This window comes from Lentzea atacamensis (genome assembly GCF_003269295.1).
GTDB classification, from domain to species: domain Bacteria; phylum Actinomycetota; class Actinomycetes; order Mycobacteriales; family Pseudonocardiaceae; genus Lentzea; species Lentzea atacamensis.
On sequence record NZ_QLTT01000010.1, the window covers coordinates 227,757 to 241,916 of the forward strand.

The 14,160-nt window shown below is 63.3% G+C and carries 8 protein-coding genes; 3 read left to right on the plus strand and 5 right to left on the minus strand.

The features are described 5' to 3' along the window. Positions 1–144 precede the first annotated feature (144 nt). From C8D87_RS36360 to C8D87_RS36380, 5 genes are all read right to left on the minus strand, one after another. A complete protein-coding gene (locus C8D87_RS36360; RefSeq protein WP_112230383.1) occupies positions 145–1,554 on the minus strand; it encodes a Wadjet anti-phage system protein JetD domain-containing protein in 1,410 nt (469 codons plus the stop codon). Next, entirely contained in the window at positions 1,547–4,546 is a 3,000-nt protein-coding gene (locus tag C8D87_RS36365) for a hypothetical protein (RefSeq protein WP_146771969.1), read from the minus strand. The genes C8D87_RS36360 and C8D87_RS36365 overlap by 8 nt, the downstream gene beginning before the upstream one ends. Positions 4,547–4,614: 68 nt before the next feature. Then, a complete protein-coding gene (locus C8D87_RS36370; protein WP_112230387.1) occupies positions 4,615–5,241 on the minus strand; it encodes a hypothetical protein in 627 nt (208 codons plus the stop codon). After that, positions 5,234–5,635: an IclR family transcriptional regulator gene (locus C8D87_RS36375; RefSeq protein WP_146771970.1), complete on the minus strand. Its 402-nt coding sequence runs from the start codon at positions 5,633–5,635 to the stop codon at positions 5,234–5,236. The genes C8D87_RS36370 and C8D87_RS36375 overlap by 8 nt, the downstream gene beginning before the upstream one ends. Positions 5,636–5,744: 109 nt before the next feature. After that, positions 5,745–6,968, minus strand: coding sequence for a hypothetical protein (locus C8D87_RS36380; protein ID WP_112230391.1), 1,224 nt, complete (start codon positions 6,966–6,968; stop codon positions 5,745–5,747). Between the two features lie 416 nt (positions 6,969–7,384). Between C8D87_RS36380 and C8D87_RS36385 the strand changes: the two genes are divergently transcribed. From C8D87_RS36385 to C8D87_RS47225, 3 genes are all read left to right on the plus strand, one after another. Next, positions 7,385–10,798 carry a helicase-related protein gene (locus C8D87_RS36385; protein ID WP_112230394.1) on the plus strand — a complete coding sequence of 1,138 codons (3,414 nt, stop codon included), beginning with the start codon at positions 7,385–7,387 and terminating at the stop codon, positions 10,796–10,798. A gap of 569 nt (positions 10,799–11,367) precedes the next feature. Continuing rightward, on the plus strand, positions 11,368–12,816 hold the full coding sequence (locus C8D87_RS47220; RefSeq protein ID WP_215732589.1) for a DUF1156 domain-containing protein: 1,449 nt from the start codon (positions 11,368–11,370) through the stop codon (positions 12,814–12,816). An 83-nt stretch (positions 12,817–12,899) separates the two neighbouring features. Beyond that, complete coding sequence (locus C8D87_RS47225; RefSeq protein ID WP_215732590.1) at positions 12,900–14,135, plus strand: hypothetical protein; 1,236 nt, start codon at positions 12,900–12,902, stop codon at positions 14,133–14,135. The last annotated feature ends 25 nt before the right edge of the window (positions 14,136–14,160 follow it).

The following is a 14,160-nucleotide window of genomic DNA, read 5'->3' on the forward strand; positions in this document are numbered from 1 at the left end:
CTCGCCAAGGTCGTGTATTGATCATGCGGTACCTCGCGAGATCCGCAGACATCTCTGGTGTAGTGCCGATCAGCGCTGTGGGAGAGCGCGAGTAATCGACGACATCGGGCGCGGGATATCGGTACCTGAGCCGTCTTCATCTGTTCAAGGCGCCTCGTCAGCGCTTGACTCAAGTTGGCGCAGCTGAAAACCTAGCGTCGGGAGGACCTGCCTATGCAACGACTCCTGTTCCCGGCCATCGCCGGTCTTTGCGATTTCGCAGGCGATTGGCTGCAGCAGACGAGGGCCGCTGGCGGCGATGTTTGCTGCGAGTTTGCGACCGCGTTCCAGCTGTTGAGGTGTTTGTTTGCGGAACGGGCCGGCTTGCCACAGGGCGACATCCATGCCGATCGGAGTGATCGTGCGGTCGAGCCGCGCGGACAGGTTGGCGATGATGCTCAAGCCATCGGCGTCCAGGTCACACCAAGCAGCCATCGGCACTTTGCCGAACGCAGACAAGACTGCCGCCAACGGATTGCTGGCGTATCCGCGTCCCCAGACGCACAACCAACGGCTGACTACTTCCTGAAGACCACAAACCTGCTCGAACGTGTCCTTATTCTCGACCACGAACACGCCGCGGACTGCTGAGATGTCGACCGTACCGACAAGCCTAATGCCGCCCGCAGGCACTCCGATCCATGGTTCGCTCGTGCGCGCATCAGCGACAACGCTTCCGACCCGCCACACCAGCGGTCCCCGCATCAGGACCTCCACGTCGGCCTCACGTACGGCCAGCGCGAATGGCATGTCCACGAGGTTGGCGAAAGCAGCCGCGCGCTCAGGGGTCCACCGCTTGGAGTCGTTGAAGGCATGGCTCGCGATGTCCTTGGCCGTAGGCGGGTCGTCTACGCCACCGGTGGCGAACCAGTAGCAGGCGGCACGGATCGCCGCTTCGTAAACCGACCACACGGTCGTCGCGCATTTGGACCCGCTGGGAACGCGCAACGGGCTGCCTGGCTCGACCACGGCGAGCAGTCGCTGTTCGCCGTGGAGTTCGTGGACATCTTGCATGAGGGCGCACAATTCGCTGCGGGCAGTATCGGGATCCGGCCTGCCCGTGAGTTCTTTGAGGTAGTCGTCAGCTGCCGCACGCCAGGCTTCCGTGAGCCTGAACGACTGAGGCCGGTAGTCGAACCCATGGACAGTGCAGCGCAGCACACCGAGGCCGCTGCGCACCAACTCCATGGCGGCCTGCCAGGCTTTGTCGCCGAACTGCGTCACCATGCCTGGCCAACGTCGCTCAGCGTCCGTACGCAGGACCCAGATGAGATCCTTTGTGGACAGTGACGCGGGAAGTGCGAACGGGACGGCTCGAGCCCGCGGCAGCAGGTCGACCCGGCGAACGCTGACCCTGCCCTTTCGGTCACGCGGCACACGGTAGGACTCCGGCGAGCCCGGAGATGCGGACTTCGGCACCGTGAAGGCCGCCACGTCGTGTGGCAGCGCCGGCAGCGGAACCTCGATGCGTCCCGCGCTCTCACCAAACGGAAAGTCGGGGTTCGGGTCAGTCATCGCCTTCCTCCTTCTCTCGCCCCGACCGGATGTGACCAGCAGTCAACTCAACCTGCTCGGACATCTCGTTGAATCCCCACACACGGGTCGGCCGGTTGTACGCGTCCGATTCGCTGACGTGGGAGAACCAGAGCAGCTGACCACAGACGTCAGCGGCGTCCACCAGAACACTGTCCTGGCAGGTGCCGAGGATGGTGACACGGCTCTCCTGCGCCACTCGCTTGAGAGCCCGGAGAACGTCCTTTCGGTTGACCTCGCCGAGGCTGTTGCCCAGCTCGTCGAGCACGAGCACCCTGCCATGCGTCTCGGAGTCAGCGAGGACGGCCGCGAGCACCAGTTGCACCGCGTACACCTTGACCTGAGCACCGTTGGCGACTTCGCGATAGGACACGTGGCCACCACTGCGAGACCGCTTCCACCTTGGTGTGACTTCCCAGACCCATTCTGCCGCGCCATCAGGCACGGAGGTGGCGACGTGCAGGTCGGCACCGTTGCCGCCGCGTGCTTCGTCGAGTCGGTTGAACGCGTTGCTCACGCGGGACAGGATTCCTTCGACCCGCTGGGAGATCATGTCCTGCAGCACCCCGAGTCGCATCTCGGCATCCGCGAGGTCCAGTTCGAGTCCGTGGTGGATCCGCTGGTGTTCAGCGCGCTGCTCGACGATGCGTGTCCTCGTGACTTTGTCCGCGCCAGCTATGACGTCGAGCTTCGTGCGTAGCGGAAGCGCGATGGTGGTCAAGGCAGTCTGAGGTGCTTTCCCGCCTTCGTGCCGTGCGAGTGCGACTCGAAGTGTGACGCACTCGCGCAGCTCGTCAGGCGCGGATTCGGCGTCGAAGGGGTCGATCCCGAACAGCCGCAGGGCCTCGGTTAGGCGTTCGACGGCATCGAGCCGCAGGTCCGCTGGATTTGACGACGTCTGCTCGTCGTACGGATTGTCTGTGTCGTCTGCATCGGTTGGCCGAAGTGCACGCCACTCTTCGACGTCGAGGTCTTGCCGCCTCTTCTTGCGGTTCATGAGATTTGTGAGTCGAGCCTTCTCAGTCTCACGCAACGCGGCTAGCTTCACGTCGAGCGCAGCGATCATGTGCTGGTACCCGCTCAGCGCATCTCGTGCCGATTCCCATTCGCTCTGACGTCGTTCCTCCTCTCCTTCCGCTGTCACAAGGGCGCCATCCAATGTGGCGATCTTGCTCGCGAGTTCTTGCTCCTCGCTGTTCACAACTTCCAGGCGTTCGGCTGCGACTGCGGAGTCGTGCCGTGCCACGGCGAGCGCCAGCGCCGCCTCCGCGAGCTGCACGTGACCAGCGGCAATGTTTAGCTTTTCACGCGCTGCCGAGAGCTCTCGTCGCAGCCGTGTGAGCACGGCGTCATGACCGGTCTGCGGCTCGGCGAATCCGCCGGTCACGGTCAGGCCCAAGACGGAGTCCAACGCGCCTGGCGGTGAGAAGAGCGTGTCGAACCGATTGCTCAAGGCGTGCAGGAACGCTGTGACGGGCAATCGGCACCGCACCCCGTCGGGAAGCGACCCCTCCTCGTCATCGGTGGTGATGATGAGGGCGCCTGGGACATCGGCAATCACGTTGCGTGCTTCTTCAAGGAGGTCGTGCTCGACCACGACAGCATCGCGGTAGGCCCAGAGCCTCGGTTCCCAGTCGCGGCGAACGGCCTCGTCGACCTCCAGCACGTCGAACAAGGCAACGCTGTCGATCTGCTGGGCTCGCAGCGCATCGATGATCTGCCCTGCGTTGCCGGCCCGTCCCTCCTCGGCTCGTTGGAGTTCCGCCTGCGCATCGCCGACAGCTTGATCAGCCGCTTCCCGCAGGATCTGCTTCCTGTTGCGATCTTCAACGGCCTTGTCGCGCTCTACCAGTGTCTCGACGGCTGAACGACCATCCCAGTCGGTAGCGCCCCCGAGAAGGCGGTTTCGCTCGTCGACCAACAACGTGTGACGCTCAGAGACCCGCGTCCGGTTGAGGCGGAGGTCGCTGGTGTGCTTCTTCGCCTTGGTCCACGCATCGCGTCTGCGTGCTTCGTCGCCGCTGAGGTCGGTATTGCGTCGCAGGCCCGCGAGCTCGTCCTCCGCGGCCTTTGCCTGCGCAGCCGCTGCACCGTGCTGCTCGGCGAGGGCTTCGATTTCCTCGGCTGCAAGGCGGTCGGCCTTCTGTACTTGTGCGTACATGAGGGCGACGTACTGTCGCCAACTCGTCTCTGCCGCGGTGAGTTCGGCACGTGCCGCGTCGCGGTCATCGATCGCACGAAGATCGGCTGTGTCTCTTGCGTCGCGCTCCGCGGCTTGCGCCAGCGACGCGTCCCGCTTCCTCCGTTGCTCGAGCACCTGGCCCCGCTGTTCGCGTTCTTCGTCCAAGTGCCCTTTCGACCCGGACAGCGCGATCAGGGATTCACCGATGTCCTTGGGGGCCATCTCGGTCATCTGCTGGCTCAGCAACGACGGCACGGGCGGGCGCAGCGGTGTGTCGAGGTAGGCGAGGCAGCGGGGAGAGTCCCCGTACAACACCTCCGCCATGCGTGAGGCGGAAATGGGCTCGTTCCCCCGGAGGGACTGCCAGATCGAGTCAGCCTGCAGATAGCGCTGTTGCTCGTCAGGATCGTTCGCCAGGTGCACACCGTCCGCCCACCGGACCTGGAAGTACGGCTTCGACGTCTCCAGCCGGATCCATACGGTGACCGCCGTCTGGTGTGGATCGTCGTCGTCAGCGAACACACCGATGATGTAGCCGGTTGAAGCGTTGTGCCCGAGACCCTTGACACCCGCGGAGTCAGCGCGGAACAACACCCCGGCGGCGATCCGGCCACCGCGGTGGTGCAGCTGCCACTGCGGATCGGCGAGCAAGATCGAGACAGCTGCCAGAAAGCTGGTCTTTCCTGACCCGTTGGAGTCGCCGCGAGGTCCTTGCCCAGACACTGCGATGAAGGTGCCGGGCACCAGAGGGACCGGGTGGGTCGTCAAGCGGGCGACATCGATCGTCTGCACAGTGACGAGGTTCCGGGAACCGATCACCCCACGGTTGCTCGTGCGAGGAATCGCCAGGGGGCTGTTCATCAGTGATCGCCTTCCGGATTGGGAGTCTTTGCGGCACGGAGCCTGCGGATGGACAACGCTAGGTCTCCGTGCGGTTCGGCGAGGAGGATCAGCTCCTCGAACAAGATCGTCGTTGCGGCGGAGGTAAGCCGTTGGAACTGTGGACCGGGAACGATGCCTCCCGACACGCCGCGCACGAGGTCACGAGCGCGTAGTTCCCGGATCGCCGCGCGTACCGTTCCTGGCCGGACCTTTCCCGTTTCGAGCAGTGACGGCGCGACGGGGTGCTTGCCAGTCCACATCGATTCCGCTGTCACGTAGCCCTCGGCGCGGGGGATGGCCACACAGAAGAGCAACACCATGGCCAACACGGCCCGCTGGTCAGCAGGAAGCTGCCCGATCCCCAACCGGATCAACTGCTCCCGCACGCCATCGTCATAGCCCGAGAGGAATCCACCGAGGGTTTCCACGAGCGAGCGACCGCCGGCGGCCAGCACCTGCTCTACGACATGCCGCAGCTGAGGATCCAGTAGTGCCCGGAAATCCTTGGCTTGCACCGGGAACCGGGCTGACTCGACCGCCGCAACCGCCGTGAGGACTTCGTCCCTTCGGGACGGCGTGAGCGACTCCAACAGCCGTTCAGTCACTCGTGTCTCCCTTGGGCGCGGGAAGTTGGTCGTGCTCGCGACGTAGTCGTGCGAGGTCGGAGTCTCGCCACACCGCCACGGCGGGGCCGAGCCGCACCAGCCCATCGCCGAAGTCCGGGGCGAGGTACCCCCAGCTGCGCAGGCAGTTGATGAACCGCGTCACTTCCTTGACTCCCAAAGGTTCGAGCGTCTCGCGCAGGACGTGCACAGTGGTCGGTTCTCCAGGGAAGGGCGGGGCGTCCGGGTCCGGCCAGCAGCAGCTGAGGCAGGCGGCGAGCGTGAGAATGGCGTTGTCGGTCGCGCCGGGTGGCCCGCCAGCGTCATCCGGCGCGAGAGGGCTGTCCAGTTCCCAGCCAAGTGTCAGTTCCGCACCCGAGGGCTCGCGAAGCTCCACCAGCCTCCGTCCGGCCCTGCCCGCCGCGATACCGAGTTCCCTAAGCTCGACAGGATCTTGCGGTGCGCGAATAGTTCTCCAGACCCGCATCGTCGCCATAGTGACTGGATCAGTCATCGGGCGTCTCCTCCTCGTAGATCAGGCGGATCGGGGTGACATAGCTGACCAGTCCGGTGGCATCGACGTGCAGGACGTCGGAGAGCGACACGGTGAACGGCAGCGTCTTGTCTGCTGCGGCCACCAACACGTCGGTGACCAGCTTGATCGCATGTGGCCACGGCACCGACCTGATCGCGTCGGTCAGGTCGACGGCTATCTGGCCGCGCAAATGCAGCCGCAGGGTGGCTTCGCGCCGTTCACGCAGGCGCGCACGTCGTTCGCGCGCTTGTTCAACAGGATCATGATCGTCTGACAGGTCCGGTGCACTCGGAGGCCGTTGTCGTGGTTGACGAGGACGGAATCGCTCGAGGGCACCGAGAACCTCATCTGGGGTGATCGACGCGTCCGCTGGATCGAAGACCAGATCGGCGAGAACCTCGGCCAGCTTGTTCTGCGGCGAGTGCAGCGCGGCGGTGCGGTACTGCTCCGGCTCGAGCATCGAGAAGTCGCGGTCCGCGCTGACTCGCCGGAGCAGACGATCGACGAGCTCATTCGCCGCTGCGGAATAGCGCAGTGCTTGGGTGATCAACTTAGAGCTGGATCCGCCAAGTTCGGGGAACCGGCTCTCGACCACTGCGACGAGCTCCCGTGCCTCCGTCAGCAGTCGGTCCGCTGAGCGGTGGTTGTTCCTGCCGCGCAACAGTTCCTCGACGGGACGGTCGCGTAGTTGCACCAGCTCTCCCGCGCTGATCGAGAGCGCACGCCGGAGCGTCAGCAGCTTGGTCTCGACGTCCTCACGGCTGACGAGGCCAGCAAGAATCTCCTGCCGGGTCTCATCGAGCAGGATGAGGATCTCCTGGATTCCGCGGCCGCGACGCAGGCGCTCGAAGACGAGCAGCGCGGCCACGGCCGACGGATTGAAAAGCAGCCGACGGAGGAACGCGTGGTCCTGCGGGCGGGTCAGCATGCCCATGGCCTTGAACACGGCCACGCGGCTCTCGAACATGCCAGGACCGGCTTCCTTGCACGCGGCTTCGAGTTCGGCGACCGTCAGCCCCGCTCCTGTTTCGTCGAGGTCACCGAACGCCTCGTAGACAGCGTGTGCCCAGCGCAGCAATCGCACGTCCTTGATTACGGCGTCTGAGGCGTGAGCGACCGGAGCAACGAATGCACACAGGCGCGCCAGAAACGCCGAGTCGGACTCGTCGTCTTGGTTCGAGAAAAGATCATCCACGGCGTGGGCATCCTTCACTTCGAGATGGCTCGAAATGAAACCACAGACCTCCCCGCATCTGTTAACCGAGATCTCGAACTACTCCATCGAGGTGAAGGCGTCCACTCGGCTGGATCAGCCAAATGTTCTCCAGTTCATTCAGGATGAACTGGAGAAAGTTGGCGTGGACACAAAGTGTCACCTTTTTGTCATGTTTCTGACCATCGCTTCCAGGGCCGAGTTCTCAGCCGAGCGGCGACCGAAAGGGCTACCGACCGACGCATCAGTTGATCTGACAGTGCGATGGATCTTCGTCCACTACGCTCAAAGGCCGACGCTTGTGCGAGATCCGTGACATGCGACCGCGTGTGGGTTCGTAACAGCGTCGCTGGAACTCTCGACTTAGAGTTGGCAGTCTGTCGGCGAGGAGGTCATGCGTGCAGCTTGACGAGGTCAAGCCTGGGTTGCGACTGGAGGGGCTCATCCCTGCCGAGGTCGTCACCGTCCTCGCGGTACAGCACCACGGTGCCGACGCGCTGGAACTGACCTACAAGACCGCTGCTGGTGGGCTCGGGCAACAGGTGGTGTTCCGGAAGGACGTGGGCGCGCTGTCGGTCGCCCGGACCGGGAGCCGTAGCTTCAACGCTCCGGCGAACGACTTCAAGCTCGTTGCCGAGGCCCAGCGCATCAAGCTCGCCGGCTTGTTCGATCCCATGCTTGCGGTGGCTACCAGTGATGTCCGGCCGCTGCCGCACCAGATTCGAGCGGTCTACGGCGAACTACTCCCGCGCACGCCGCTGCGGTTCCTCCTGGCAGACGACCCCGGCGCCGGTAAGACGATTATGGCTGGGCTCTACATCAAGGAGCTCATGCTTCGCGATGACGTGCAGCGATGCCTCATCATCGCGCCAGGCGGCCTCGTCGAGCAGTGGCAGGACGAGTTGTTCTTCAAGTTCGGGCTTCGCTTCGATCTGCTGACCAACCAGCTGATCGATGCGAACGTCAATCTCAACGTCTTCGAAGCGAACCCGCTACTGATCGCGCGCATGGACCAGCTTGCCCGCAACGAAGAGCTACAGGGGCGGTTGAGCGAAACCGAGTGGGACCTGATCATCGTCGACGAAGCGCACCGTATGGGAGCGCATTTTTTCGGCGGCAAGCTGCAGAAGACGAAGCGCTTCCAGCTCGGTGAGCTACTCGGCGAGTTGACTCGTCATTTGTTGCTGATGACGGCCACTCCCCATTCCGGCAAAGAGGAGGACTTCCAGCTCTTTCTCACCCTGCTGGACCGTGATCGGTTCGAGGGCAAGCACAGGACCACCGCCGATACCAGTGGCGTCATGCGCCGGATGGTCAAAGAGGATCTGCTTACCTTCGAGGGCAAGAAGCTGTTTCCTGAACGTGTCGCTGAGACCGTTCCCTACGAGCTCACCGCCTCTGAACAGCACCTGTATGAGGAGGTCACCGAGTACGTCCGCACCGGGATGAACCGGGCGGAGAAGCTCGATGGCAAGCGCAGGAACACGGTCGGCTTCGCGCTCACGGTTTTGCAGCGCCGTCTTGCTTCCAGTCCTGAGGCGATCTACCGCAGCCTGGTTCGTCGCTCACGACGCTTGGAGCGCAAGAAGCAGGAGATCCTCAGCGGCACTTATCAAGAGGCTGAGCCAACTATTGACCTCGACGGCCTCGACGCGGACGACTACAACGCCGAGGAGATCGAGACTCTCGAGGAGGAGTTGCTCGACGCCGCCACCACCGCGCGTACGGCGAAGGAGCTCGACGTCGAGCTGGCCGAGTTGGCCGAGCTGACAGCGCTGGCGAAGAGGGTGCGCGATCTCGGAACTGACCGCAAGTGGACCGAGCTTTCCGCAATCTTGCAGGACAACGCTCTCACCACGGACAAAGGCGGCTGGCTGCGGAAGTTCATCATCTTCACCGAACACCGTGACACCCTCGACTACCTCCAGGGCCGAATCAGCTCGCTCCTAGGCCGTCCAGATGCCGTTCGGGCCATCCACGGTGGTGTCCGCCGCGGCGAGCGTCGGCAGATCACCGAGGAGTTCACCAAGAACCGCGACTGCCAGATTCTCATTGCCACTGACGCGGCAGGTGAGGGACTGAACCTCCAGGCTGCTCACTTGATGGTCAACTACGACCTCCCCTGGAACCCGAACCGGATCGAACAGCGGTTTGGCCGGATCCACCGCATCGGCCAAGAAGAGGTCTGTCGCCTCTGGAATCTGGTGGCCTCCAGCACCCGCGAGGGCGAGGTCTTCAGCCGTTTGCTGTTGAAGATCGAAGAGATGCGCAAGGCCTACGGCGGGAAGGTCTTCGACGTGCTCGGTGAAGCCTTCACGGAGACACCGCTCCGTGACCTGCTGATGGAGGCGATCCAGTACGGCGAGCGTCCAGATGTCCGGGCGAAGATGCACAAGGTCATCGACGCCAGCGTCGGCGACGGAATCAAGGAACTGCTGGAGGAGAGGGCACTCGCCGCGGACCACTTGGCGGAAGCCGACCTTGCGGCGCTGCGCGCAGCAATGGATGAAGCTCGCGCTCGACGCCTGCAGCCGCACTACATCGAGCTGGCGTTCAAGGCGGCGTTCACTCGGCTTGGCGGGCGGATCGCCAAGCGCGAACGCGGTCGCTATGAGATCGCGAACGTGCCGGCGCTCCTCCGGGCCGGTAAGCACGGACCTGTTGCGACTCGTTATGACCGCGTCACCTTCGACCTGGCCCAGGTCGCTCCTGCGAATGATCTGGTCCGCGCCGATCTCCTTGCTCCAGGCCATCCGTTGCACGACGCGGTCATGGACGAGGCGATCAAGCAGTTCGGCGGCATCCTCAACTCGGGCACGGTGTTGGTGTCCTCGCAGCTTGAGGAACCGCACTTGCTCGTGGGTGTCATCGAAGAGGTCGCGGACGCGACCGGCACCAGCGTTGCGCGTCGCTTCGGCTACGCGTTTGTCGACCGCTTCGGCACCGTGACCGCGGCCGGTCCTGCTCCCTACCTCGACTGTGTCGCCGCACCGGAAACGCCTGCCGTCGCGGCGGCACGTGCCCTGCGCTGGCTAGCTGAGGCGGAGGACAAGGCCACGAGTTGGATCATCGCTAATCGGTTGCCAGAGCACCTCGCCGAGGTTCAGCCCCGGCGCCGGGCCGAGCTGACGAAGATCCGGAACCTGGTCACCAAGCGGCTCTCGTCCGAAAGCGAACGTCTACTCCTGGAAGCCGCGGTCGCCTCGGAGCAGGAGCAGAAGGGCGAGAAGCCCAGGGAGTCTTCAGACAGCCTGAATCGCAAGGCTGTGGAGCTCGACGTACGGCTGCGCCGCCGACTCGAGCTACTCGACCAGCAAACCCTGATGTCGACGAAGCCGCCTCTCATCGTCACGGCTGCCCTCGTCTTGCCGATCGCGCTGCTCGAAGATGACCTACCGGCTAGCGCCCCGATCCACGCCAAGGAGACCAAGGAAGTCGAACGTCGTGGCGTCGACCTGGTGATGGCGTGTGAGCGGAAGCTTGGCCGCGAACCGATCGAGCAGGCCTTCAACAACCCCGGTTTCGACATCCTGTCCACGGCGTCGACCGGCGAGACGTACCGGATCGAGGTCAAGGCTCGCCTCGACGGCGCCAAGGATTTCTTCGTCACCCACAACGAGGTCATGACCGGAAAGAATGCCGTGCCCCGCTACCGTCTCGCCCTGGTGAGAGTCGATCCACGCGGACCACAGCACGATGAGGTCCGCTACCTCGATAACCCGTTCGCCACCACCAACCTCGGCGATTTCGAGGCCACCGGTATCCGGGGTGATTGGGCCAAGTCGTGGACCAAGGGAACGGCACCCTTCTGATGGTGACGACTCCCCAAAGGACCCTTGTCGCGGTTCTCGCCAACCCTCCGCTCACCGATGGCAAGAGAACCCTGCGTCGGGTGGCGTTGGCGGCTGAACTGCTTGGCTTCGAGGACGTTGCGGTGGCGAACCTCTTCTCAGTGCCATCGCACGCGACCGGTGCCATCGCCGAACTCGGAATCTCGGAGGACGGCTGGCTGAAGGCAAGACCCCCACTCGAAGCCTCTCTTGGCGTGGCCGACGGCGTTCTGCTTGCGTACGGAGCGACCTCACCGACTGGAGGAGCGCGTCTTCAGTTCCGCAGCCAGATCGCCTGGCTGCGTGACCGCCTCGCTGCCAGAGCTCTGCCGACCTGGCACGTCGGTGACGGACCGCGACATCCGTCCCGATGGCAACGATGGACCTACCGAGCGCACCCCGAAGTACCGTTCCCCGAAGCTTTGCGTAACAGTTTTGTCCCGGTGCACGTCGAATGTGTAGATGGTCCCGTCAGGTGCGGGACAGGCAAGTCGCGGTAGTGAAACACCGCTTGGTCGAGCCCAGCAGGGCTCAGAGGGTCGAGGAAGTCCTTGCAGAAGCGCAAGCTGATCGAGGTGGCGCTGCCGCTGGAGGCGATCAACCGCGAGTCAGCGCGGGAGAAGTCGATCCGCCACGGTCATCCGTCGACGCTTCATCTGTGGTGGGCCCGACGGCCGCTCGCGGCGGCTAGGGCGGTGCTGTTCGCCCAGCTCGTCGACGACCCATCCTCGCGGCCTGACGAGTTCCCGACCGAGGAGCTGCAGCGCAAGGAACGCGCACGACTGCACAATCTGATCGAGCGGCTCGTCGTCTGGGAGAACATCCGTGACGAGAAACTGCTCGCTGAAGCACACGCCGAGATCCTCAAGTCGACCGACGGCAACCCTCCGGCGATCCTCGACCCCTTCGCCGGTGGCGGCACCATCCCCCTCGAAGCGCAACGCCTTGGGTTGAAAGCACACGCCTCCGACCTCAACCCGGTCGCGGTCCTCATCAACAAGGCACTGATCGAGATTCCGCCGAAGTTCCGTGATCAGCCGCCGGTGTTTCCGGGGCTAGCCGACTCCCAGATTCGGCAGTGGAAGGGCACAGAGGGCCTCGCCGCCGATGTCCGCGCCTACGGCGCCTGGATGCGAGATGAGGCCGAGAAGCGGATCGGCCACCTCTACCCCAAGGCCACCCTCTCCGACGGCACCAAGGCCACCGTCATCGCCTGGATCTGGGCTCGCACAGTCACCTGCCCCAATCCTGCTTGCGGCATCGAAATGCCTCTCGTGCGGACCTGGTGGCTCGGCAAGAAGAAGGGTAAGGAGGCGTATGTCGTCCCTTCGGTCGTCTCAGCACCCGCCCATCCCTCACGACAGCGTGTGAAGTTTGAGATTGGCCACGATAAGGCGGGCGCGCCGACTGCTGTTGCGGACGGCACAGTTTCCAAAACCGGTGCACGATGCGTCGCGTGCGAGACCGCCACTGACCTCAAGTACGTGCGCGCGGAAGGTCGTGCCCGCCGAATTGGTTCGCAGCTGATGGCAGTTGTTGCCGAGGGTAACCGGCAGCGCATCTATCTGGAGCCCACAGACAAGCATCGAGTTGCTGCAGCTGCTGATCGCCCTACGGACTTGCCGGACTCGGCGCTGCCCGAAGAGGCGCTAGGCTTCCGTGTGCAGGCCTACGGCATGACGAAATGGGTCGATCTTTTCACCAATCGCCAACTCGTCGCGCTAACAACTTTCAGCGAGCTGGTCTCCGATGTACGTGAGCGGATCATCGCCGATGCCGGCACCGCGTCGTACGCCGACGCCATCGCGACGTACCTAGGCATGGCAATCAGCCGCACGCTCAACAAGTCGACGTCCATCTGCTCTTGGGACAGCAGCCCAAAGATGGAGGCGGTTCGTGGACTGTTCGCTCGTCAGGTCATACCGATGGCATGGGACTTCGCCGAAGCGAACGTTCTCGGCTCGTCGTCTGGAACTTTGCAGAGGACGTCGAGTGGGTAACACGCTCACTGGAGCGTTTGCCAATAAGTGGGCTGCCAGGCAGAGCTCGACAGGATGACGCCGCAAGTCGCGACTATTCCTCGATGCTCATTAACACAGATCCGCCATACTACGACAACATTGGCTATTCGGATCTGTCAGACTTTTTCTACGTGTGGCTGCGTCGTTCACTCCGCTCGGTTCAGCCTGGACTGCTCTCGACGATGCTTGTTCCAAAATCCGAGGAACTGGTTGCGAATCCGTACCGTCACGACGGCAAACAAGGAGCGCAAAGTTTCTTCGAGAACGGTTTCCGCAAAGTATTCGCCCATGCTCGCGAGACTGCGACAGAGGACTGCCCAATTGTCGTCTGGTACGCGTTCAAGCAGAGCGAATCTGATGAGTCAGGTGAGGCCTCGACAGGCTGGGAGACCTTGCTCGAGGGCATGATCCGCTCCGGCTGGATGATCACTTCAACGTGGCCCAACCGGAGCGAACTCGGAAACCGAATGCGAGGCCAGGCATCCAATGCCCTCGCCTCGTCGATCGTGCTATCCCTGCGGCCGCGGCCTGATAGCGCACCAATGGCCGACCGCCGTGAGTTTATCGCCTCATTGGAGAATGACCTTCCTGATGCACTGCGCAAGCTTCAGCAGGGGCAGATTGCGCCTGTAGATTTGCCCCAGGCTGCGATTGGTCCAGGAATGTCGGTGTTCAGTCGCTACGGTGGCGTGATTGAGAACGATGGGTCTAGAATGACCGTTCGCTCAGCGTTGGCGCGGATCAACGAGATCCTCGACCAGGTACTGGCCGAGCAGGAAGGCGATTTCGACGCGACGACACGTTTCGCAATCGCGTGGTATCGCCAACACGGATACGGGGTCGGCAGGTTCGGTGACGCGGACAATCTCGCACGGGCTCGGAACACAAGCGTGGACGTGATGGATCGGGATCAGATCTTGATGAGCCGGGCAGGCAAGGTTCAACTGATCAAGCCAGCAGATCTGCCGAGCGATTACGACGTTTTCAACGATAGTCGTATCAGCCACTGGGAAGTACTGCACCATCTGATCAGGATTGTGGAGGGTGATGGCATCGCCCGCGCTGGAGAGTTCCTCCAGGCAGCCTTGAGTCGCCAAGACGGCATCATTGACGCTGACCTTGTCAAAGAACTCGCCCACTTGCTATTCCGCATCGCCGAGGGCAACGGTTGGACCAAAGACGCGCTGAGCTTTAACAACCTCGTCACGAGCTCGCCAGAAATTCTCGAAGCGACGCGGGTGGCGAAGAAGCACGTTCAGGTGCAGGGGGCGTTCGATTTCTCCGAGGGGGACGACTAGCATGGCAGTGAGTAACCGGGACCGC